Raw genomic sequence first — 23220 nt, forward strand, 5'->3', positions numbered from 1 at the left:
AGAAGGGAGGCGGTTGGGATTGGGAGGCACACAACCGTGAAGAAGACAAGGTGAAAGTAGAAGGCTTGAGGCGAATCACCTACCTGAGCGAATTGAATTACAAGACAACATATACACCACCGCCGAGAGGCTACTCCCGGGCGATTGCCCTTACTACCCTTCTGTGTACGCTTCAACGGGCCACTTCGAGGACGTCGCCAGCATTACGGCTTCACGGCTTCTTATAGACACGCTGCAACACTCGATACGAAGCCTCTGGCTAAGAGCTACTCCGGCGGGTATCGCAACCGCTTGTCATCAGACCATTTCCAGTTCGCACGTGCATTTCTTTGTTCGTCGCTCGCACTTAATGCAAGCCAGCAAGTTGGCGTGCGATTACAGATCTGATTGTGTGTATATCCCAATCGTAGAATTCACCTTTTGCATACACGGTTTCGCCTGTTGGTGAAACGATGATCGTTCGTGGAATCGAGGCTTCCGGCTTCACGAACAGTCCAAAAATCTTGCCATCTGGGTCCGGTGCGAAAGGAAGCGACATTTTATTCTCTTCGCCAAATCGTTTCACAGAGTCCAACGTCTCGTCAACGCCAATTATTAGTACCTGTAATTTTCCAGACTCTCGATAATCATCCCATATCTTGTCGATGTGCGGCAATTCTTTACGGCATGGACCACACGAGGTGGCGAAAAAATTGATCAACAGCACCTTCCCCTTTGCATCGGAGATGGAGAATCTAGTACCTTGCGAGTCAGTGACTGCAAATTCAGGTAACGCTTCGCCCACTTGGACAATTGCTACTTTGTGATTCCTTTCAGCACGTGCGGATTCAACTCGGTCAATGTATTCGCGGGTGACGCTCCAGTTAAGCACAGCGATTATGCAAGGCAAGAGAGCAACTGCAACAATCAGTCGAATGACATGCGTTCTTCGCGCAGCTCTACGCCAATGAAGAACAATCAAGCCGAACGTTACAAGTGAAAAGATGGCCGTAAGTACGAGCGCCAGCATAAGAATTTGAATGGCTATGTTCATTAAAGCGACCCATTATCATTGCGACGAACGGCCAAAATCACCCGGTTGCCGCGACGTGACTTTGATTCGAGAAAACGCCCGCTCGGCAACTCGGGTGCTTCTTTTGTAATTTGCGATTCTTGGTGTATATGCCGGACGACTCTCTTTGTCATCCCGTGCTCCTGGCTAAAAGTATTCCATCGTGACCGACGCGGTCCATTTGTCCCCAACTTTCGTGGCGACGACCGTTTGTTTGCTGTAGTGGCCACTTGTAACGAACACTGTGACACTGCCGTCACGGTTTTGTTTTAGATTGTGAATGTCACCTGGAGCTACGGCGTGAATCGCGTTGTGAACGCTGACCAATTCGTCGTCCGACAGTGGTCGTGGTTCGGAGTAAGGAATCGTCAAGGCAATCGCAATCGTGCCAACCAGGATGATGCCTGCGGTGTTAACGATGATGTTCCGTTTCAAATTCTTCTGAAGACGCATTATGTTGACCTTCGTTGCAAATAACGATCCAGTAACCCAAACTCGGCGTGTTGCAATCCCAGCCCACACGCCATCCGTACCACCACTGGGCGATAAATGGAGAGAAAATCAGACCACGAAGCCGCATCCGCAGGGTCTTTGACCCGTAAAATCAGGCTTTCGTTCGTTTCCGGCCAATGGTGCATCTGGATTCCTCTGTGAGTAACACACAGAACCCCAGTTTATCTTTCCAATAATTTTTCTGGATGGGCATTCTGCACCCTGATCATTAAACGACTCAGGCCGAAGCAACTTTGCTTCGGCTTGGATGTTTGACCCGATCAAGATCAGTTGAGCTAGGCAATAGCTGCTGTTTCTGTGGAAGTTAAGCACAAGCGCGGGAATAACGGATGAACTACGGAAGCGTGATAGGATAAGGTGGCAACTCAGGGTAGTAATGTCCTGGATGGCCTTCGGGCAGATTGTCGGGATAGTGATAACCTGGTGGCGAGTGATATGGATGATCGTCATCGCTCGCGTAGGTTTCGCCGGAATCCATCATACTGGCCTGCGGAATTTTCGAGATTTCTGAAGAATTCACGTTATGTCTGCTTCACCAATCCTCAAGTAACCAGAAGCAGCGATACTGAACGAAACAGAAAACCAAGGCACTAATCATGAATCAATCAACAAAGGCACCTAGTTCGCCGCGATGTCCACAATGTGGGTCGACGCTCCCCATTGAGGCCCTCGGAGGCATGTGCCCACGTTGCCTGCTTTTCGAAGCAGCCTTGGATACTGGCGACGGAGAGGATTCACCATCGCGACCCTTGCCGCCTGGCATTGAAGCGGTTCAAGCAGCCTTTCCGCAACTGGAAGTCATCGAGTTGATCGGTCAAGGCGGAATGGGGGCGGTGTACAAAGCCCGGCAAAAATCGCTCGATCGCTTCGTCGCCATCAAACTGTTGACACGGAAGTCGATTGGCCAGCTCGACTTTGAAACTCGCTTCACACGCGAAGCCAAGGCGCTGGCGGATCTGAATCATCCCAACATTGTCACGATTCATGACTTCGGCCAAGCCGGAGACTTCTACTTCCTACTCATGGAATACGTCGATGGGGTGAATCTTCGGCAAGCGATGGATGCTGGGCGGATGTCTCCAGCTCAAGCGTTGTCGATTGTACCACCCGTCTGCGAGGCGCTGACTTTTGCCCACAGCCGAGGGATCGTGCATCGAGACATCAAGCCCGAGAACCTGCTGTTGGACAAGAACGGTCATGTGAAGATCGCTGATTTCGGTATCGCTAGAATCGTTCGAATACCGGCTGATCACACGGCAACCGAAGTCGGCAGAAGCACCCAACAAAAAGACTCAAGTTCACCGCTTACCGGTAACGTCGTCTTGGGTACGCCTAACTACATGGCACCTGAACAGAGCCAGAATCCCGAGGCCGTTGATCAACGAGCGGATGTCTATTCACTCGGAGTTGTGTTGTACGAAATGCTCACGGGTGAATTGCCACGTGGAAATTTTGAAATGCCATCGCGTAAGGTTCAAGTCGACGTGCGTCTGGACGAGATCGTGATGAGAGCACTGGACCGGAACCCGGAATTGCGTTGGCCAACAACGGCTGCGCTCAAGGCTCAATTGGCCACTCTCTCTGCCGCAGAAGTCCGCCAAATCTCCCTACCCGCCAGAGCGCCAGAAACGTCGACGCACTGGGGTATTACGTTCGCCGCGACCAGCATGATCCTGTTCATGTTGTCGGCGGTTTTCATGGCAGTACTCCTTTCGTCGGCAACGATGGGTCGATTCCTTGTCGCTGGTTGGTTGCTTTGTATACCCCTATCGATGCTTGCTGCATTCTTTATTTTGTCGTGGAACGATTCACTCGCGGGTCAAGCTCGCGCGTTGGGCGTGGCGCGTCAATATCGACCGCTACTTTTGATCGCTTGGGCAGGTGCGTTACTATTCGTTCCTATCAGCGGACTGGCTGTTTTCTTACTTGACGCGGTGAATGACGATCCGAGTTGGAACCCGGTTTTAAATGAATTGATCGTCTGTTGCACCGTTTGGTGCGGCTCACTCGCGTTGCCCGTTTGCTCGGTGTGGCTCTTCAAAACAGCCAGCCAAGCGCACACCAAAACTAGTGCTTCGACATCTGCATCAACTCGCAGGCCAGCTTTGGCCGCCATGGGAATCATCGCGATCTTGATGGCTATCATGCTCCCGATTCTAGGATTCAGTCTTCACTTTGCCAAAGAATCGAGGCAACTCCATGCCGAAAGTCAGGCAATGACCAAGGCGAAAGCAGCGTTCAACGCCGAACAAGCAGAGAAGGCAAAATTGAATGAAAGGACCACTCTTAACAGCAATAATGATACGTCAGAGTTGGAAAAATGGATTGCCCCACTGACACAAGACCAACACATAAATGAAGCCCAAACGATAGTTAGCACTCATTCGTCGATCTTCGGAGCTCTGTGGACCGCGTTCGTGTTCTCTGTCGTTGCGATCGTATTGGGAACTTGTGGCACCGTGATGTTGATTGTTAACTATATTGAAAACAGAATCTGGAAGGTGATTCTGGCTGTGTTTGCTAGTTTTTGTATCCTTAGCCTTGGAACGATCGGGATTGCAACAATGATATACGCTCAATTGAACGTAGTCACGAACAGTTCGAATGCTGTCAGCGAACCTATCACAGCCTACGATCCAACAACAGTGAAGCATTAGTCAGCCAATCATGCCGAATTCGTCCGAATTGTCTGATCACCAGCCACTCCCTTTTGCGACCACTCAGTGGACGCGAATTGTTGCTGCTCGAGGCGATTCATCTGTAGCACGTGAGGCGCTCCGTGAGCTATGTAATGCTTACTATCGGCCGGTCGAAGCGTTCATTCGCAAGTCTTGTCGATCGTCACAGGATGCTCGTGACTTAACGCACGACTTTTTTGCTCGCGCGCTCGATGGACACGGTTTCGTGAATGCCGAACCGAATAAAGGACGGTTTCGGTCCTATCTGCTCGGTTGCGTAAAGCATTTTCTCAGCGATGCCAATGATCGTCGGATGGCGACCAAGCGTGGTGCGGGAAAAATGCCACTGTCGATTCATGTTCTTGCAATGGATGAGAATAAACCCGGAGTGCTGCCGTTGATCGATGCGCAAGGCTTCCCGCCTGATGCCTACTTTGACCGCCAGTGGGCAGTTGAATTGCTTAGTCGAGTACTAGCGTCGCTTGAGAAGCAACATCAACAAGCGGGCAAGTCAAAGGAATTCGAACTATTGAAACCGTGCCTGACTGGCGATGCAGCAATGCCCACATCGGCGGAACTTGGTGAACAACTCGAACTAACACTTGAAGCTGTCTCGATGACTGTCCATCGTTTACGCAAGCGATTTCGGGCTGCCGTTAAGGCGGAGATTGCTGAAACCGTGGTGGACGAAGAGGAAGTTCGAATGGAGTTGAACTACTTGATAAAAGCTCTGTCGTTTGCAGATGGGGTGGATAAGGCGCACGACTCGTAAACAAGTCGTTAATTGCACTACGAGTAGTCCGCGAGAGCCAAACACCAAACGGCGTTTACTGAGCGTCCGATTCCCATCCATCGATCGCTTTCGAGACGGATAGGAAAACCTGCTGTGCTAGGTCGTCGGCATCGGCGTGTTGCAAACCTCGCCCACAGGCCATTCGTACTACCACTGGCCGATAAATTGATAGAAAATCAGACCACGGAGCCGCATCCGCTGGGTCTTTGACCCGTAAGATCAGGCTTTCGTTCGTTTCTGGCCAATGGTGCATCTGGATTCCTCTGTAAGTAACACACAGCACCCCAGCTTATCTTTCGAAAATTTTTTCTGGATGCGCATCCTGCGCCCTGATCCTCAAACGACTCAGGCCGAAGCGACGCCGCTTCGGCCTGGATGTTTGACCCGATTGGGTTCCGTTGAGCTAGCGAGTAGCAGTTTCTTAGGCAGTTCAGCGTCTGCAATCGTTGCCACCGTGAAGTCGCTGTAGACGGCTCGAAGCTGCTTTTCCTGATTTCGGTACCAGAAAACGATCGATCGCTTTCTGTCCGAGGCTCGCTCTTTTCAAAACTATTTAATAAGTGAATCGAGCGTCAAAACCTTCTCACCAGTCGTATCTGGCGTTAGCTCTTGCATAACATCGAAAACTTCTTGCAAACGATCCTCAGGAAACTGCAATGGAAGTGCCTCACATGAGGCGGAACGGCGATCGTAGGTAACTGTCGCACGAATTGCTCTTCCAGAAAATTGCTCCTCGCCTGATAACGTGATAAGCGACCATCGCCAACGACCTCCGTTGCTTGCGAACTCACGAAGGTTATCGACTTTTAGGGCCTCATTCGATTCATCGCCAGCTAGTAGGAACGTTGGTTCTTGCGCGAACCATTTAACTTCGCCGTCGACCATGACGTGCTGCGTCCAACAAATGAGTGCCTTGGTCGAACTTATTCGCAGTGCATACCAAGTTCCCAATCGTGTGGGTCCGGCTGAAGCCGAGGCAACCGCCTCAATTCCAGCCAACTCTTGGGGAAGCAGAGCCGGATTGCGCTCCAACGGGAACAAATCCTCCGGAGCCTCTTCGTTGGCTCGTATTTCACCAAGCGTCAGTGCGAGTTGAGGTTCGTCACTACCCTTCACAAGGTACAGATCCATTCTTAAAGGAAGACCGTTTCTTGGGTCCAACCATATGCGTTGCAGTGATCCGGGACCACCTGCCACGCTTGCCGATTTCTGTTCATAGACATCGCAATTGACGCCGTTTGCGTGTTCGGATCGAAGTTTTACAAATTGGTCATTTGGCCCATGGATTAATTGCTCAAAAGTTAGTGACTGGATCATATGCTCAATCATCAGTTCGGATGTGTGTGGATCGACCGGTGCCACGATGCGATTGCCAGACGAAGGGTCTTCGCTCAAACGCAAATCGCCATCGATCACCGGGCTTGATTGTTGGAGCTGCAATTCGGATTGCTTCATTCCAATACTCCAACTCCTTCACAAGCCCATCCCGTTCGGCCACAAGTACGCCTAGTTCGCGTTCAAATTGAATCTTGGCTTGTTCTACGACTTCGTCGACCATCGCCGCGTCGTGGCCAACGTGGCGTATCTTGTCGACCACGAACTTCTCGAGCTCGGCGGCCGGTACCGACTTCGATTTGCAATTTTTCCAACCTCGCTTCTGAGCCTTCATGCAGACGTAGTAACGGTAGCGTTTGGTGCCATTCTTGGTCGTATGCGTCGGCGTCATTGAACAGTCGCAACAAGCGCATCGAATGATTCCTTTGAGTAGCGCACCGAATTTGTTTCTCGCTTCGACACCGCCAGTGCGACCGTTTCGCCGAAGAAGCGATTGCACCTTCTGCCAAACGTCCGCGTCGATAATCGCGTCCTGCTCACCTTCGTTGATTTCATCCTTGTAGCCAAGCTTACCGATGTAGGTCACATTGGTGAGCAGGCGGAATAGCGTTGCTTTAGTGAACTGCGAGCCGCCTCGCTGTGTTCCCTTCCGCGTTTTCCATGTCTTGTTGTCCAGCCGCGTTGGTCCAACTCGGCGATCGTCGCCATGATCGATTGCTTATCGAGGTAAAGATCGTAGATGGCTCGCACCTTGTTGGCTTCAATCTCGTTGATTTTTAGTTTGCCGCCTTGGCCGTCGATATCGTATCCGAGCAGTGGCATGCCACCCGACCATTTGCCTTTACGTCGCGCTGCCGCGATCTTGTCACGGGTTCGTTCCGAGATCAGCTCACGTTCAAATTGTGCAAACGAGAGCAGCACGTTAAGCATCAACCGGCCCATCGAGTTGGTTGTGTTGAATTGCTGTGTCACGCTGACGAAGGCAACTTGGTTGCGTTCGAAGACTTCAAGCATCCGAGCGAAGTCCATCAACGAACGACTTAGTCGGTCGACCTTGTAGACCACCACGCAATTCACCTTGCCGGCTTCAATGTCCGCCAGAAGTTGCCTCAGCGCTGGGCGATCCATGTTGCCACCGGTGAATCCACCATCGTCGTATCGATCGGGCACACAATGCCATCCCTCTTGCGTCTGGCTCTTGATATACGCTTCGGCGCATTCACGCTGGGCGTCGAGCGAATTGAACTCCTTGTCGAGGCCCTCGTCTGTTGACTTGCGAGTGTAGATTGCACAGTTCAGTTGACGGTTGTTGGCTTGCTTGCTCATCACTTGCCTCCCTTCTTGTTTAGATTGAAAAAGTGATACCCGTTGCAGTGTTGGCCCGTGATCTTCTTGGCAACGGCGCTGAGCGTCTTATAGATCGCGCCTTCGTATTCAAAGCCGTTCTCCAGAACGAGCACAAGAATCTTCTCTCCCTTGTAGACCCGTTCGAGTACCGATTTTGGCGGCGGGAGACGATTGTCTTCCTCTGGTTGAACGAAGCCCGTCACCGTGTCGCCCGCTGGCCTCCTCAATGGCTTTACGGCCTTGGGAGCGGTCGTGCGGATGTCAGTACTGCGTGCGAGTTCCGCAGCGCGACGCCTGGCCCGCTGTGAGATGTCGCCTTCGATATTGGCTTGCATCTTCCAAGCGATACGTTTGACGAGCCACTGTTTGTTGCGAGTGTTGGTCGGCTCGCCCCACGTCTCTTCGAATTTCTCTCGCAGCTGCCCAACCGTCATGCGTTGGAGCAGAGCGACCTCTTTGTCGATGTCGATTTGCATTGATTACTCCCTGGAATACGGACTCACTGGTCGTTAACCACGTTGGTCACAGAGAGCACGCTTTCCGAAGAAACCTCAAGGCAAGCTGCTGGCAATTCCGCTGGATCGTCGTCGATTTCTGAATCCAGGATCGCCATACGCGATTTCATCCGAACGATGCCGGCCGCCAGAATCGCAGCGATTTCCGATCGCCGAGCCGTCGCGGACAGTGAAGAAGGGGGAACAGACGAGAGCAACTCGCACCTCCATGCTCAACGCCGCTATAATTGGCGGCTCGAAGACAGACATTCGCAGCCACAACAGCCGCGTCTATCTGTAGGAATACCCGGTGCAGGTTCGAAATGACGGAGTAGGGTGCGAAAGAGACGATCGAATTCCTTGCTTGCTGCCCACAAAGCCTGAATACCGAAGCACTCAGCCAGAAATTCGAACTGCAAATGCAGAATCACAACAATCTTGAAAGCGATTCGTAAATCTGCTGACAGTCAGAAAGTACCACGCATTGATAGTTGGACTCGCATCCAAAATTGCTGTCGTATACTAAGTGCCGCAAGCTAGCCTCGGTCAGAAACATGTCGCAATAGCCAATCGCGGAAGTTGCATGGCGAAAGTCTTCAAAATCTCCTTTCTTGTAGTTTCGGGTTCGATCCAGTCTTACAAGAGCATGTAGTGCCGCAGGTATGCTAACGCTTGGCATTTCAGTTGTAATTCGCTTGTTTCGAAATGCTTCACGAATCATCCTACTCACCATTTTTCCGGCGAAACAAAGTTCAGGCTTACTAGTGCCTTCAACTGACTTGCCTTCGAGAACTGCTTGTTGCTGAAGATATTCGCCAATGGCTAAGTGATGTGACTCTAGGACCCCGTCGACTTCGTCTAAAAAAAGGGAATGAAACTGATCTTTCGCTTTTTGGTGCTCAAACTTACCGCTTGTGAGTTTGCTTGCTAGGTCATGGTTTACACGCTGATCTGTTCCGTCACTTAGAGGCATGACTTCGACCATGTCTTCGAATGAACATGACCACAACACATCGTCCATTGCCTTCTGAATTGCATTTGCAACAAGAGGGTCTACTGAATTGTCGTCTAAGGAAATAAATGTATCGCCGAGAACGAAGCCCACGCGTGTCCAGACCATCTGCTCGATTGGGATAAGTTCAACGTGTGGATGAATTATGCGATGATAAAAGTACACAAACTCGCAACCAAACAATGGGTCGGGCGGTTGGATTGCAAAGCCACCGCTGAGTTCGTCAATCATCTTCGCGGTAGCTCCGCGAGTAGCTTTGTCAGTCTGATACAGCAGTTCAGCGAAGACTGGATAGCTAATTGGGCAAATCGTTGATCCGCACTCTCGGAGCCTTCGCAACTCACTGGCGATCTGGACGTGAATTGGTTTTTGTTCCCTACCCAAATAGACATCCCGAACGTAGATCCAGTACTTAGTATCCAAGTAGATGCGTCGTTTGCTAGCCGCTTGCTTACCCCAATCACGCCTTCGTTTTTGAGTATAGGTGATGGCGTCCACATCAGGGTGCTGCAAATGAAAAGCAAGCGTGTCCGGTGTGCTTTTCATGCTTTCTGGAATTGGAATGCTTTTCTTCATTGCCCTTTGTTCTAACCAAGTTATGCGACCTTTTGCGTGACTTTGTAGTTGCATCCTCGTGCCCGACTCGTGTTGCCCTTATGGCGTCATCTGCATCCATGGTACTGATTCGACAGTCCCAACGTAGCGAGTTGTAAGGCGATTGCTGTACGTGTCGCGGTATCCGCAAACCCTTAGGATCACCATTTCGACCATCCATAAACCAGCTTTCCAAGCATCAAGATAAGCCTGAGAGTAAACATCTCGATTCTTGACGTCAGGATGAACGAGTGAATTGCGAATATCGCTAAAGGCGTGTGGCAGATTTGTCCATTTCACGGAGCTATTTGATTGAATCAAGCCATAAATTGACTTGCAGTTTGCAGGAATACTACAAGGTATCCCAAGAGATCCCAGTAGCAACCTAATCTTATCAGATGCCCAGAGATCCTTAAACCCTTTTGCGTCAACAGTTGCTTGTCGTTGACGATGTGTGTGTATGCAAGTAACTCCAAGGCGGCTTGAATCAAGATAATGTTAGCGTCGATGCCAGAATGCGAGTTGCACGAACGTACGTACCAGTAGATGGCTTCGTGAAGCGGACGACCCCATACTTCGCTCGATAGAGTTTTCACAAAATCTGGAAAAAGAGACTGCAGTTGAACAGGATGATTTCGGTCAAACCATGTTTCTAACGGTGGGTCGCAACTGATTGGTGAATTCCAACAACTCCAGACCTCATTCTGCGCTGCATCGAATCCAGTAGCGCATACTGGAGCCAAGCGAATTCCATTCGCAAAGGAGAAGAAATCCTTCAGCGTCGCAAGGAGATTGCTTGCTTCTGCACCGCTAATCAGACTGCCGTCTTGTTTGCAAATCTCGGCAGCATGTGTGCATTTGCAACCGCCCTCGCTTCGGATACCTCTCGCGTTGTCGCTTGTTTCAAAAAGCGAATTGATAACAATGCGGAAGATTTCTGATTTCAGACTGGTCTGATGAATCGCTACCGAAGATCTGCCTCTTGTTTCCGATAACCCTTCCGTCAGCGACATGAATTCGTGGTGATTGAATAAATGAAAGACGATGCGTGACATCATCGTTTGGTCATCTCCCAGGGAAATCACAGGTTCGCTCTCGGGAATCCATACGAAGCAATCCCCAACGTAACCACCATGAAAACCGGCGATTTCTTTTCCCCGGAAGCAGAAGTCTTTCGGTGGTTCTATCATTCCAAGCATCTGTGGAATCGATACTTTGCCATCAGGCACTTTTGCCTGAAAGACAAGCGATGGGCGTGGCGATAAATGAAGCAAAGCCTCACAAGCTGAAGAATACGCTATACCCTCCATCGTGAATGTCGCGGTATCCTTCGCAAGTACTTGAACGGAAGAGTTATTCGCTTGGTCAAGTATGGGCTTGACCGTCTTGGTTTGGATCATGTCCGGCAATGCTCTAACTCCTTTGTAGATGATTGCATTCTGTTTTAGTGATCGAAAAGACAGCATAAGTCATGTGGATGTTCGCTCCCGAGAACCTCCCACACTGATGCTTATCGCGATATCGGCTTCGGTTTTTCGATGGTTCAGCCGGCCAGCTTTGAAAGAGTCTATGGCGATCCCCATCGGTAAAAGAACGCTTAGACAGTCCGCTTCATCGGTTCGAGCAAATTGTAGCCAACAAGTTCGAATCCGTTCTCGCCCGGTCTCCGAACGAGAACTCTGTGTTAACTCTGGAGCCCCCCGAAAAGAGAGAGTCAGAGAGTTCGGGACCGATTTTTGCACCGGCGGGTGCAACCTTGAAGGTTGCGTTCGAGAGACGGAAATCTCTCTGCAAACAGAGAGCGCGGCGGTTTGGGCCGGCGGGACCCGAAAAGCGTTGGAATCCCGCGAATAAGTGGGTAGAAACGAAAAACGCCCGGCGGTCGATCTCTCGACGCCGGGCGTTAAGTCTTTTGGTCGCCAAAGTTAGAACTTTGACGAAAGCTCCCCGAACCAGACCCTCTTCGAAAACTGGCGAGATAGATGGCGTTTTTGCCAGGGAATATCGCAGGTAGCGGAGAATGCGAAGCCGAGTGAGGGCGGGCGGTTGGGTCAAAACTTGTGCTGGGTGGTAACTGGCGGGTTGTTTTTTCCGAACGGGAAGAAAGTTGGTGGCGGGTTAACAGGGGCGCGAGGCCATCAGCACGCCCGTTGCCACACACTGCTTGCCCCCGAACAAGCGGAACCGGTTGCCTGGTAAGAGCACTTCCTGCGGCGCTTCGTCGGCAAGGAACCAAACGTCCGCCAGCCATTCCGACGCGGATTCGCTGCTGAGCTTGTCGACGACCAAAGACCAGCCGATGTTGACTGGCCAAGGATCACCATCAAATCGCACGACCGTGCTGTACGGCCTTAGACCGAATCCGCTCGGTGGCTTGGAACGTCCACCATCTTCTTTTGACAGCCAGTGAATTTTCGCGAGCATCGGCAGGTCAAAGTTTTCGAACGGGAAGAAAGCTGGGGGCGGGTTAACAGAGGCGCGAGGTGAGCGTTGCACACGTTTGGGGGTACGTACTTCCGGTGAAGTGCTTAGTTCTTCTCGTTCATCCTTTCTTCAACCTTTACTAACCTCGTCTGGAACTCCGGATTATCGGGATCATAGTCCAAAAGCTTTCTCACGTGGTAAGCAGCAGAAAACCACAGGCCTTCAGCCTCTGCTCGATCTGCTTTAGCTTTGTGGTAGGAGGGCTCTACTATTAGCCAGCCAGCAATCTTATTGCGAATCCACGCGGCTTGCCCAACTTCTTCGAGTCCTTTACCGACTTCTGCTGTAACTACATATAGATCCTGCCCGTAGATTGCAATGTGTTTTCCATTAGGGCTCCACTTCGCGTGCCCCACTCGTTCTATCTCCAATTTAATTAGCTCTTGACCACTTTCGCTTTCCCAAATTCGAATGGTGTCGTCCTCGCCATGGGACACAATGCGACTTCCATCTGGGCTCCAGCTTCCTCGTGCCCACCCCCAATGTCCCACGAGCTTGACGGGCGACGCTTTGGAACTGGAGTCACGAATTTCCATTGTTCCACCACTCAAACCGACTAACAGGCTTTGTGAATTAGGACTCCAATTGAGCGAAGTAATCTTGGTCGATAGTCCATCAATCCTGGCTATGGTCCCGAGGCTGTCCGGATCAGCGATAATAATGTCTGATTTTCCTTCCACAAATGCGAGGCGTTTGCCGTCCGGGCTCCACCCCAAAATCTTGTTTCCATCGATTGGCTTTGCTAGAAGCATTCTGCCTTGCAAAACTTCCCATATACACACCTGATTGTCGTCGGCGATCGAAGCTAGCCGATGGCCATCCGAGCACCAGGACAATTGATTTACCCATTGGCCATGACCAGTCAACTCTCTCAGCGTTTGACCGGTGCCACAACTCCAGATCTTAATGATGCCATCTTTACCTGATAACGCTATGGTGTCATCGCGTGGGTTCCATTCCACACAAGATGCGTTGTAATCCGGGGTAGGGTACGTAGAAACAACTCGCCCGTCGCGCACATCCCACACCTTAGCTGTTCCGGACAAATTAGTAACAACAAGTCGATCGCTATCCTTAGACCAGCATACATCGTGTACCCACGATGGACTCTCTAACGAAACCATCATCTCGCCTCGGCCTGAGTCCTTCCAAAGTCTGACACTGCCATCCGATCCTCCCGAAGCGATAAGATCGCCATTGGGATTCCATGCCACTTGCTGTATCAAGCCAGAGTGCCCACGGAGTGAAACGTATTCCTGCCCATTATTGGAGTTCCAGATTCTAATTACTCCATCGCGCCCTGCTGTAACGACTCTTTCGCCATCTGGACAAAACGACACGGCTGTTGCATCAACCCAGCAAGACTCTCCAGCCGACTCCCCTGTCCGAGCATCCCAGAACCGAAGTTTCTTGTCGTCCGAGACCGAAGCAATCTTCTTCCCATCGGGGCACCAAGCCACCTCGTTTACCGCATTATCGTGTTCACTGACAATTGTTCCTTGTTGATTGGACCTCACACTCCATACCCTCATCGTGGTATCGTCACTGGCCGTAGCAAGTCTAGTGCTGTCAGGACTCCAAGCGATGCAAAGAATTATTGAACGATGTCCTTCGAATCTATGTGTTTCGTTGCTAGTCGGTATGTCCCACACTCTCAAGCGATTCAACTCGTCAGTGTGTGCAAGGCATTTGCCATCTGGACTCCAGGCAATTGGTCCTAATGCATCCTCCCCTACATGCATTATCAGAATCCTACTTTTAACATCCCAAACATCAATACAGTTCGACTTGTCGATGTAGGCAATACGAGTGCTATCTGGACTCCAAGTCATGTAGTCAGAACTTATCGCTTCAGAGATTACGATGGGGGCTTCGAATAGCGTGACTGAATCCCAGACGGTAAGACCATTTACCGTGAACGCCGCAAGCTTGCGTCCATCAGGACTCCAACACAATTCACTTGAGCTTATAAATTGCTCGTTAAGCGGAACATTCGATTCGTAAAAAAGTGTTTGGAGGTAAGTATACTCCCATCCGCGAAATTGAGTCGCAGTTGATTCAAGTGATCTGATTGCTTGGCTCGCATTCCCTTCTGTCCATCGGCTTTGTGCTTCTCGGATTTGCCGAGTGTACAACTGTTTAGCCGATCTTTCCAACTCGGTGCGAAGGGTTGCCTGGCTTGACTCTGCCGCCACCTTTGCGGCATTTGCGTCGACGAGCGCTTTAGTCAATTGACTGTTCTTTGATTGCACCACTAGTCCGAATAATCCTGAGACGGTCCCGGCGGCGATCAATCCTGCTGCCAGTATTGCGATACCAACGTAGTTCTTTCGGGTCCAGCGTTTCAATCGCTCAGGAAAAGATTCCTCATGAGCGATGACAGGCTCTCCGCCGAGAAATCTCTCGACATCCTGTGCAAGTGCCAAGCATGTCTGATAGCGATCCTCGGGATCGTGATTCATCGCCTTCGAACATACTGACGTCAATGCTCTGGGCAACGCTGACCTGATCTGGACGGGCAAAGACTCAAGGCTTTGCGGATTGCCAAGATGTAGAGGCGAAGCACTGTTCGTCGGTTTGGGAGCTTTCCCTGTCAGTATGCTGTATAAAGTTGCTCCTAAACTAAAAACATCACTCGTTATACCAAGCTCGCTAATCCTGCCAGCAGCCTGCTCGGGGCTCATGTAAGCAGGTGTGCCTATTGCGCTGCCGTCAATCGTTTCAGAACTTTCTGTTGACTGGCGCGGATGGAGCAGTGATCTATCTGATCCCTCAACGCCCCGCTCTCCTAGTACCTTAGCTAGGCCCCAGTCGACGACTAGCGTTTCGCCATACTCGCCGATCATGACATTCCCTGGCTTTAAATCTCGGTGCAAGATACCTCGAGAATGGGCATAGTGGACCGCATTACAAACGTCGATAAAGCGTCTAAGCATTTCGCGAAACCTAATTCCCACATCGCCCATCATTAGAGACTTGACTACCAGTGTTCTAGGATCCGCATGGAATCTCTCGACCGCATCTTTTAAGCTATCTCCCCGCACGAACTTCATAGCGTAGAATGGACGCCCATCATCGTAGACACCGAGTCCGTAGACGGGAACGATTCCCGGATGTTCGAGCCGCCCTGTGATCTCGGCTTCGCGCAAGAATCGATCTCTCGTATCAGGATTATTTGCGAAACGTCCCTGAATTTCCTTTAATGCAACTTCACGTGAAAGCTCTGTGTCATGAGCCAGATATACTTCGCCAAGCCCGCCTTTGGCGTGAGGCCGAATTATGCGAAAGCGTGAAGTGTATTGATTGACTAACGACCCGCTTGGCTCAGTCCAATGCGGGTCAATGGTGCTTAGGCTTACAAAACCAATAGTTTCCTGCAGGCCGGAATCATCGATCGCCTTGATTTCCCTGAGGGCGTGCGGATCAACAGAACTGAGCTGCCGCAAACTCTGTTCGATGTTCCCGCCACGCTTCTCCACATGCTTGTCAACAAGCGCATCTAGCAGCTTGAACTGGTCATCATTCATCGCGCCGTTGGCAACGAACAGCTCACCCAGCGTCTTCGTCTTATCCAGCACCCACTTGTTCATGCCTTCAACAAGCTGGTCGCGGGTAACAAAGTTTAGCTGGAGCGCGAGGATACCAAACAGCAGATTACGATCAGCAGACATGGGCGGCCTCGTTCAGAAGTGGCATATAGGAAAATGCGCACGAGATTATATCCGACCAGAAAGCATCGCCGCCACCATCGCCCCAATCGCCAGCTAAACGACTAGTCCAATGGTTTCAACTTCCTTGAGAGCCGCCTCGTCAGCCCGTCGCTGGCGAATTCGCCCTGCCGTCTCTGTGATCGGCGATTGCTGGCTTTGAGTTGTCGGTGGCTCAAACGGATACACGCATCGCCTCCCGCACATCCATCAGCGCAAACCCAAGCAGAATCTGCCCGCGCCATTGGCTAGGGTCCTGAGCGCGAGGATTATCCGCACCAAGTCCAATACCCCAGATCTGGTCGCGCGGTGCTGCTTCGACAAGAACGGCATCGCCGGTCGACAAAAGGAAGTTCCGCAGTTCCTCGTTCTGGCTGAACTTATGCACGTTGCCATCGGTGACGATTCGCCGGCAGTTCGCCTTCCACACTTTGTCATCGAAGCCACGAACCTCGCGACCGATAGCTTTGGCGCTCTTGGGGCAGGAGCAACCAGGATGCGTTCTAGTGCGTCCTCGTCCTTGAATAGGCGTGCTTTGCCAGCCATCATCCAGTGCTCGGCTGTGGGGTACAAGACGCCGTCGACGGTGAATGGTGCTGGATACCATTGGCTGAAGCAGGTCTTGGTGACGGGCACCGTTACAGCATGTCCGTAGGAGCACAGGAACGAAAACTTCTCACCGGCATCGATGCTTTGGATTAGGGTGGGGCGGTCGAGTATGGACAGGCCTACCGATCAGGTTTGCCAAATAGTCGATCGTACAATGTAATGACGGCCACCATGGTAATTGGGGCACAAGCAAGCACAAAGGCGACTAGAAATGACCAGGCAGCGGCTTTAAAGCACCAAGCCGTTCCGCTTGCGAAACCGACCGCGTAGAGCGTCAGACCTGTTAATACCAGAACCATGCAAACGTCTCGCAAGGCCTCAACGGGATTGGTTTTGTAACGATTGCTCAGCATTTTGTGGATTCGCTTAAGGACCACTTCGTAACCGAGCCGACATGCTTACTGCTCCATCACGTTCCAGCAGTAGCCACCGAATTTCATGACCTTACTTCACGTCGCTCGCGATGTAATTGGCGGCTTTAAATCCAGCCTGATTTAGACGAATGATTTAGCTTTCTCGCTTTGATAGGGAGCGCGATGACAGTTGCCCACTGATGGGAGGTGCGTAGGGATTGTCGCTAATCTCTGCCGCCCCTTCGTCTCCACAGATCGGTGAAGCGGGTGTGCGATGGAGATACTCTTGGTACTTTCTTTCCATCGCCTTCCAGACAATCGTTGCAAACACAAACCCGCCAATTGGGAAGCCGATCAAGGCTTTGTAGAGATAGATCGACCACCAGTCCCAAGTCGAAACCTGCGACATAACAGCCGACCAGAGGAAGGCTGAAGTGATACCCCATATCACCACGCCATATAGCCACACGAACTTGGTTCGACCAACCTTTCGTGTCTTAGTCCATCGCTTCAATTCGCGTTCGAGCTTGTCCACGTCTGCACCTGTGGAGTTAAATTATGGTAGTCCTCGCTCACCGACCTAATCGTATTGAGCATGGCAACGTCGGGCTAGTTGCCGGGTTGCCCCTTTATTAGTCGGCCCTCACCGCTTCCAATACCCACTATCATCCACCAAATCCCGCAACGGCACGTTATCCAAGACTGCGCCATTCGGAAATTGTAGCAGAGCGAAGTCGTTGTCGAAGTCTAATCGTCGGCTCTGATTTCGTAGTCAATAACGTGGACCGAATCTTCGCCCCAGAAGTCTTTTAGCGATACGACACCGTCATGAGGCACAAGCCGCTGCCAAGTGGAATCGCGGACGTCAATGCATTCGTCGCAGACGTAAATGCTTCCCTCGTTACCCGGACGAATATAGTGTTCCAGCCAACCTTGATGACCACAATGCGGGCACGAACGCTTGACCTCCTGGCATGTCGTGCACTTGAAGACCTTTAAACCAGGAGGATCTTCGCGCTGAAAGTAAACAGTTGGAGTGCCGCAGCGTGGGCATTCAATACCGTTCATGATTTCACTTTACATGACGACTAGACGTCACCGCTTCCAATACCCACTATCATCCACCAGATCCCGCAGCGGCACTCGTGCCCTAGGACTGCGCCGTTGGGAAATTGTAGCAGAGCGAAGTCGCCGTCGATGGCTAGTAAGACGGGTCGCGGTCCGAGGCAGTAGCGCATTGAGATTGGCACTTCCTGGCCGACGATCAGTTTGGCTCGCTCGGCTGCAGCTTCTTCCTCGAATCTGAATTCTGGTGGCTTCCGTCGCATGGTGACACTCCTTTGATAGGAGAGTGTCGGGGAGGTGTGCGACTAGGTTGGTCACTATTTTAAGTACATCCCAACAAGCACGGCAGCAAACCCAGCCCAAACGTAGCGAGCTTTTTCCTGGCTGTCTTTGAGGTCCTGCAGGATGGTCTCCCCAGTTATCTCTCCTCGAACCGAGGCTCTTACGATATGGAACTCGGCAAACTCAACAATTGGCGGAATTATAAGCCATATTGCTGTTGCAAATTGTTTGTACCAGAGACCTATCTCGCTCGTACACAGCGCGACGGTCACCAGTCCCCACAAAACAAAGACTATTCCCAGAATGTTGTAGTACTTGGGTTTGAAGTAGAGCTTACGAAGAATACTACCTAACCACATTTATAGTTTCCCCCACTCGTGCGCCAACCTGCCCGCCGCCTCAGCCGCTCGCTGCTGTGCTACGGAACCAGCCGCTTTCAGATACTCCTCCGACAGCGTCACCAGCGGCACTTCCGTATTGCCTCTACTGGCCACTGAGACCGGCTCCATGACGTCAGGAGCGTAAACGTCGCGCACTGCAGCGCTCGGCTCTCGGTCAGCCATTGGTCAATCCCACCAGCAGCAAGTTCAACCTTCGGCATCTCTCTAGCGCGTCGCTCCAAGTCGCCTTCATCCCACTTCGGACCAAGCAATCCATCCCAAAGCGCGTGCAGGTTCTTGCTTTGGTGAGTCTTAATCTCGTTTGCGCCTCGATCGCCTTCTGGAAAGACGCCTTCCACGTACAACGAACCAGCATGACATGGCTGATGTGCGTCGGCAACTAGATCGCGACCCAGCACAGGGCGATGGCACGTTCGGAATCGGGCTTGGTCTTGTCGTGGAGGACTTTCGTCGCCAGTTCCAGCGCCTGTGCGATGTGCAGCTCCTTGGTGTCCATCGTGGCATCGGAAGGTAGCGGCCCAGGGAACGCTGGTGGGCTGACAGAACCGATGTTCAAACACGAACCGAGCTGATAGTGCCAGTTCGGCCTGTTGAACTCTGGCTGGCTGCGAGCAACGTCCGGCCAGTAACCAGCGCGACCGATCAGCCATTCGTCGGCGTTGCGAACTTTGCTGGGTAAGCGGAAGTCCTCGGCGAAGCGTGGATGAGCCTTCAGGATGCGGATTAGCTCGGCCTGCTGTTCCTTCGGCAGCTTCCTGAACGCCATGACGGCTATCAGGTGGTGGCCGCCTTCTGACCAGGCGTGGGCGGGCAGTGGCGGAAGGATTAGGAGTAGGGATAGAATCAGGCAAAGTGCATTTTTCATGATGACGGCGATTGTAGCCGAAGTGGTGGTACTCCGAAAGAAAGGTCAACATGTCATCACAGTCACCTATTCAACTTGATCTAGAAACGGCACTGATACTATCTCAACCACAAAAGCTGTTTGAGCTGAAGTACGCTGGCGACACAGAAGTGTGGGGGTGCTTTGAAGGCCATGGTGGTGAAGCAAACTTTATTGTCAAAAAAGGCTCGGCAGTTATTGTATTTCGAGGGAATGAGTACGAACTGAAAAAGATTCATCTGCATAGTGGGTCCGAACACGCGATTGGGCATGACGACCACCGAGATATGGAACTGCACTTCGTTCATGCACCAAAAGGTAGCTTGGTATTGTCTCCACTCGTTGCTGTTGGAGTTTTGTTTACCAAGTCGACCACGGCCGCTAAAGACTCTCTCGCAAATCGCGCCGCGGCGAAATTGATTGAATCAGCAATGTCGGAGGAATGCGCGACGATCAATCCGTTATCTCTAATGCCGCGCAGTGATGAAGGAACTCTAAACGCGACCGATTGGTTTCACTACGAAGGGTCGCTCACCTCTTATCCTTACTCTGAAAATGTGAGCTGGATCGTCATGAAAGAAACAGCAAGCCTCAATTCGCACGTAATCGCACAGTTGGCCTCGAACGCAACACAACCTGTTCGCGGACTTCAACCTCTTGAACGCCGCCTTGTCGTGCGGAGCTTCTAGGTATTAGCACACCCATGCCCTTCACCGCCCACCACCACGGCACCGACAAACTAGGCTTAGCCCGCTTGCTGGAGGAGTTCGCCAACGACCAGTGGATCGGCGAGCACTACACCGAGGAGCTGGCCAAATGCAACGCGCGGTGCAGTGACCGAAAACCAATAGATTGTCCTTTCCGCCGTCAGCAAAGATGCTAACTCACATCCATCATTTTAGGGGATCGATGCATACACTTATCACAAAAGGTCACTTTCATAGCGTTGAGTGCGACTGTTATGTCCGTAACACCAAACTGGGTTTTCACATTCAGTAGGTTACAACCAATAACGTAGTCTGTTGGTTTGGCATATACGGTCGCGTGGTGCATCGTGTGTTGAAGGTCCTGTAGGGGCAAAAGGTGGCGACAAAAACGAGCCTTTTCTTTTTCAAATCGAATCATCTTTCGAATGTCATCCTCCACGAAAACACGCCGGTCAGATGGCCAACCCGTTGACTCCATTACATGCTCCGTGAACCTCTGCACATATTCCTCAAGGTCGTCTCCTTCAAGTGTTTCAGGTGCATCATCTGCACTTGCATCGTTTGCATTAAGCATATTAAGGATACTATCGGCATTCGCTTCCTCTTGCCTCAAGAGCACTTCGCCATAAGCCCCGGTCGCGGCTATTCTTTCAATTGTCTGCTCGAAATAGTCGGCCATATCTTCAATTGCGAGTATCCTGGAAAGCGATCGACCACAGTAAGCTGCTTTCGCAATCATTTCGGCGTTTTGCTCGTGCTCTAGCTGGGGAATTACCTCAACAGCGCGGCGGAACACATTCATGGCTTGCAGTAGCTGCTCTTGATTCGCGGTCGCCTCTGAACCGAACCGGACCATAGTGACGCCGAGCGTTTGAAGGATGCCTCCCATCTCGAACAGAGCGCTCCACTCTTCCGCAGAGTATCTGGACTCTCGCGCAACCAGCCGCCCCCGTAGCAGAGAACGCGACAGACGCGAAACCTGGGGCCAAGAAACGCAAGACGAAGGCCGAGGCTCCGACGACAGAACCAGCGCCAGCTATGAAGGACAAGTGCAAGCCAGCCGCTCCAACGAAATCAAAACGCAATCCTGAACAGCCGGCCACTACCGCGCGGGTGGTTGGCAAGCTCTCGGCGATCGACGCTGCAGTCAGGGTGTTGGAAACCGGTGGTCCGCTGAACTGCAAAGAGCTGATCGAAGCCATGGCCAGCAAGCAGCTCTGGACCAGCCCCGGTGGCAAGACGCCTCACGCTACGCTGTACTCGGCCATCCTACGCGAGATTACAACCAAGGGTGATGAATCTAGGTTCGTTAAGACGGAGCGCGGACGGTTTGCGAAGCGGTAGCCGGCTGGCTGGTTCAACGCGCCCTGGCTCTGGCTGGGGCGTTTTTTTGTTAGTCACCGCGTTCTTTACGCATCGCCAAGATCGCTGCCACTAGAAACGCAATCGCAACTACCAAGCTTCCGTAGACCAGCGCATCGTAACTGCTTGGGTAGAAGTAACCACCAACGCCGATGAATGAATACATGGTCGGTTCACTTCGCTCAAACTTTTTGCCCACAAACAATATGAGGGCGACGAGCATCCACACGTTGGACGCAATAAACAAAGAACTGAAGTAGTTGCGATGCATGGTCCCTCCGGCTTTTAATTGACGCTTAGTTCGCAAGCAAACTTCGTTCCCTGTTCATGAGCACCGACGCCTCGGCATTTGCTGGGGCGTTTCTTTGTTCCGGGACGCGACAAACGCCGGTACCATCACGGCACTTGCCTCTTGTAGAACTCCATGGACGTAGAACCCCGACAGATTTCCTTATCACCGTCGAACATAACCACGAGAAATATGTAGACTCCGGGCAGTAGGTCTTTTCCATATAGCTTGCTATTAAAATTCGCTACACACGATCTTCGTCCAGGCACCCCAACCGTCGGCACATTTGAGAACTCAGCGATTGTCTTCATTGTGGCAGAATCAATCATCGAGACCTTACCCGTAATCGGCTGGCTGAACCGTAGTTTATCCGAATGATAAAATTCAGCGGCAACCCCGACTGCACCGCCGATCGGGACCCTGTCATGGAGCGTTGCAGGTGCCCAAACCCAAACGTGCGGAGGCTGAAGAAAGTCGTCGAGCTGCACTCTGGCGGCTCCGTATCGAGCCCGTTCATACAAAAGCGCTAGTACCAGCGCGACGACAGCTGTGAAGAGCAATAACTCTCGAATAGAAAACGGCAAGCGGCGCATCGGGGACTCCCAGTAATTATCAAGGTTCTACTTACGGCCCATTGCGTCATACTGACTGCTTACCACTGCCTGATGGCTGATTGATCACACATTTGACGTCTTACTCAAAGCGAGTAGCTTAACAGCGATATTGCGCCTCCGCCATCTTCCCCCGCAGGAACCCATTACCAAACGCATTGGCCAGCATCGTCTTGAAATACGGATTAGCTTCCATCAGCTCAATGAGTTCCGCGTTCGTTTCCTGGTAACGACGAAGTGCCTCTCTCCACGCTTCTTGGATCTCTGCCCAGTCGTCAGCGAAATACACTCGAGTAAAGATGCGCTGTCAGCGTCGCCACGGAAAATTTTGAACCGTCAGCCAGGTGGCTTGATAAAAATGTCCCAAACCACGGTGTTCGATCCATCTCCATACGACCCTATATCGGGGTACAGTCAACAATGATTCAATCCACATTGCAAGAAGGGGGCCCCAAAGTACGACCACAGCGAACGCGAGAGTAGCTCCAACTAACACACTCTTACCAGACAGCCGCCAGATTAGGCTACCTATGACAGTTGCGATAAGAGACTGTCGAATTAGCCAATACAGAAGATTGTTAGAACTCAGGATACACGGAGAAAGTACTGGGCCCGTCGGAATGGATAGTACCACTGCGATCAACGTGATA

The 23220-nt window shown here is 51.6% G+C and carries 24 protein-coding genes and 3 pseudogenes; 4 read left to right on the plus strand and 23 right to left on the minus strand.

Features of this window, described 5'->3' with window-relative positions:
- Positions 1-346 precede the first annotated feature (346 nt).
- The 3 genes from SH573x_RS14790 to SH573x_RS14800 form a co-directional block, all read right to left on the minus strand.
- Complete coding sequence (locus SH573x_RS14790) at positions 347-1033, minus strand: TlpA family protein disulfide reductase (RefSeq protein ID WP_479356243.1); 687 nt, start codon at positions 1031-1033, stop codon at positions 347-349.
- Between the two features lie 165 nt (positions 1034-1198).
- Positions 1199-1504, minus strand: coding sequence for a hypothetical protein (locus tag SH573x_RS14795; RefSeq protein ID WP_479356244.1), 306 nt, complete (start codon positions 1502-1504; stop codon positions 1199-1201).
- A 394-nt stretch (positions 1505-1898) separates the two neighbouring features.
- The gene (locus SH573x_RS14800) at positions 1899-2084 is read right to left on the minus strand and encodes a hypothetical protein (RefSeq protein WP_479356246.1); all 186 of its coding nucleotides are present in this window, start codon (positions 2082-2084) and stop codon (positions 1899-1901) included.
- 76 nt (positions 2085-2160) lie between these two features.
- Between SH573x_RS14800 and SH573x_RS14805 the strand changes: the two genes are divergently transcribed.
- Positions 2161-4221, plus strand: coding sequence for a serine/threonine-protein kinase (locus SH573x_RS14805; protein WP_479356247.1), 2061 nt, complete (start codon positions 2161-2163; stop codon positions 4219-4221).
- Between the two features lie 10 nt (positions 4222-4231).
- Positions 4232-5014 (plus strand): RNA polymerase sigma factor, encoded by a 783-nt coding sequence (locus tag SH573x_RS14810; RefSeq protein WP_479356249.1) that lies wholly within the window; start codon positions 4232-4234, stop codon positions 5012-5014.
- 570 nt (positions 5015-5584) lie between these two features.
- Here the strand turns inward: SH573x_RS14810 and SH573x_RS14815 are convergent.
- The 17 genes and pseudogenes from SH573x_RS14815 to SH573x_RS14900 form a co-directional block, all read right to left on the minus strand.
- Entirely contained in the window at positions 5585-6490 is a 906-nt protein-coding gene (locus SH573x_RS14815; protein ID WP_479356251.1) for a hypothetical protein, read from the minus strand.
- 62 nt (positions 6491-6552) lie between these two features.
- Entirely contained in the window at positions 6553-6783 is a 231-nt protein-coding gene (locus SH573x_RS14820; protein ID WP_479356253.1) for a hypothetical protein, read from the minus strand.
- Positions 6675-7046 (minus strand): annotated as a pseudogene (locus SH573x_RS14825) (recombinase zinc beta ribbon domain-containing protein); the annotation flags it as partial. The gene SH573x_RS14820 and the pseudogene SH573x_RS14825, both read right to left, overlap by 109 nt.
- A complete protein-coding gene (locus SH573x_RS14830) occupies positions 6953-7696 on the minus strand; it encodes a recombinase family protein (protein WP_479356254.1) in 744 nt (247 codons plus the stop codon). The pseudogene SH573x_RS14825 and the gene SH573x_RS14830, both read right to left, overlap by 94 nt.
- Positions 7696-8193 carry a DUF2924 domain-containing protein gene (locus tag SH573x_RS14835; protein ID WP_479356256.1) on the minus strand — a complete coding sequence of 166 codons (498 nt, stop codon included), beginning with the start codon at positions 8191-8193 and terminating at the stop codon, positions 7696-7698. Before SH573x_RS14835 ends, SH573x_RS14830 begins: the two co-directional genes overlap by 1 nt.
- 445 nt (positions 8194-8638) lie before the next feature.
- The gene (locus SH573x_RS14840) at positions 8639-9799 is read right to left on the minus strand and encodes a hypothetical protein (RefSeq protein WP_479356258.1); all 1161 of its coding nucleotides are present in this window, start codon (positions 9797-9799) and stop codon (positions 8639-8641) included.
- A gap of 78 nt (positions 9800-9877) precedes the next feature.
- Positions 9878-11283: pseudogene (locus tag SH573x_RS14850) on the minus strand (YopA family protein).
- A 652-nt stretch (positions 11284-11935) separates the two neighbouring features.
- On the minus strand, positions 11936-12241 hold the full coding sequence (locus SH573x_RS14855) for a hypothetical protein (protein ID WP_479356262.1): 306 nt from the start codon (positions 12239-12241) through the stop codon (positions 11936-11938).
- A 104-nt stretch (positions 12242-12345) separates the two neighbouring features.
- Positions 12346-15972, minus strand: coding sequence for a WD40 repeat domain-containing serine/threonine protein kinase (locus tag SH573x_RS14860; RefSeq protein WP_479356264.1), 3627 nt, complete (start codon positions 15970-15972; stop codon positions 12346-12348).
- Between the two features lie 211 nt (positions 15973-16183).
- Positions 16184-16615, minus strand: a complete 432-nt coding sequence (gene ybiA, locus SH573x_RS14865; protein ID WP_479356266.1) for a riboflavin biosynthesis intermediates N-glycosidase — start codon at positions 16613-16615, stop codon at positions 16184-16186.
- Positions 16616-16736: 121 nt separating this feature from the next.
- Positions 16737-16970, minus strand: coding sequence for a hypothetical protein (locus tag SH573x_RS14870; protein ID WP_479356268.1), 234 nt, complete (start codon positions 16968-16970; stop codon positions 16737-16739).
- A 154-nt stretch (positions 16971-17124) separates the two neighbouring features.
- Positions 17125-17505, minus strand: a complete 381-nt coding sequence (locus SH573x_RS14875; protein ID WP_479356270.1) for a hypothetical protein — start codon at positions 17503-17505, stop codon at positions 17125-17127.
- 212 nt (positions 17506-17717) lie between these two features.
- Complete coding sequence (locus tag SH573x_RS14880) at positions 17718-18038, minus strand: hypothetical protein (protein ID WP_479356272.1); 321 nt, start codon at positions 18036-18038, stop codon at positions 17718-17720.
- Positions 18039-18058: 20 nt separating this feature from the next.
- On the minus strand, positions 18059-18298 hold the full coding sequence (locus SH573x_RS14885) for a hypothetical protein (protein ID WP_479356273.1): 240 nt from the start codon (positions 18296-18298) through the stop codon (positions 18059-18061).
- 54 nt (positions 18299-18352) lie between these two features.
- Positions 18353-18676: a hypothetical protein gene (locus SH573x_RS14890; RefSeq protein WP_479356275.1), complete on the minus strand. Its 324-nt coding sequence runs from the start codon at positions 18674-18676 to the stop codon at positions 18353-18355.
- Positions 18677-18880 (minus strand): hypothetical protein, encoded by a 204-nt coding sequence (locus SH573x_RS14895; protein WP_479356277.1) that lies wholly within the window; start codon positions 18878-18880, stop codon positions 18677-18679. It abuts the gene before it with no gap.
- Between the two features lie 217 nt (positions 18881-19097).
- On the minus strand, positions 19098-19583 hold the full coding sequence (locus SH573x_RS14900) for a phospholipase C/P1 nuclease family protein (RefSeq protein WP_479356279.1): 486 nt from the start codon (positions 19581-19583) through the stop codon (positions 19098-19100).
- A gap of 35 nt (positions 19584-19618) precedes the next feature.
- Between SH573x_RS14900 and SH573x_RS14905 the strand changes: the two are divergent.
- Positions 19619-20290, plus strand: a pseudogene (locus SH573x_RS14905) (carbonic anhydrase family protein); the annotation flags it as partial.
- Positions 20291-20480: 190 nt separating this feature from the next.
- On the opposite strand, the gene SH573x_RS14910 reads toward SH573x_RS14905, so the two are convergent.
- A complete protein-coding gene (locus tag SH573x_RS14910; RefSeq protein ID WP_479356280.1) occupies positions 20481-21197 on the minus strand; it encodes a hypothetical protein in 717 nt (238 codons plus the stop codon).
- Positions 21198-21346: 149 nt separating this feature from the next.
- Here SH573x_RS14910 and SH573x_RS14915 point away from each other — a divergent pair, with 149 nt between their 5' ends.
- A complete protein-coding gene (locus SH573x_RS14915; protein WP_479356282.1) occupies positions 21347-21652 on the plus strand; it encodes a winged helix-turn-helix domain-containing protein in 306 nt (101 codons plus the stop codon).
- A gap of 49 nt (positions 21653-21701) precedes the next feature.
- Here the strand turns inward: SH573x_RS14915 and SH573x_RS14920 are convergent, their stop codons facing one another.
- Together SH573x_RS14920 and SH573x_RS14925 are read right to left on the minus strand one after the other, a co-directional pair.
- Entirely contained in the window at positions 21702-21941 is a 240-nt protein-coding gene (locus SH573x_RS14920) for a hypothetical protein (protein ID WP_479356284.1), read from the minus strand.
- Between the two features lie 729 nt (positions 21942-22670).
- Positions 22671-22859 carry a hypothetical protein gene (locus SH573x_RS14925; RefSeq protein WP_479356285.1) on the minus strand — a complete coding sequence of 63 codons (189 nt, stop codon included), beginning with the start codon at positions 22857-22859 and terminating at the stop codon, positions 22671-22673.
- Between the last annotated feature and the right edge of the window lie 361 nt (positions 22860-23220).

The organism is Rania fehmarnensis, from assembly GCF_056494185.1.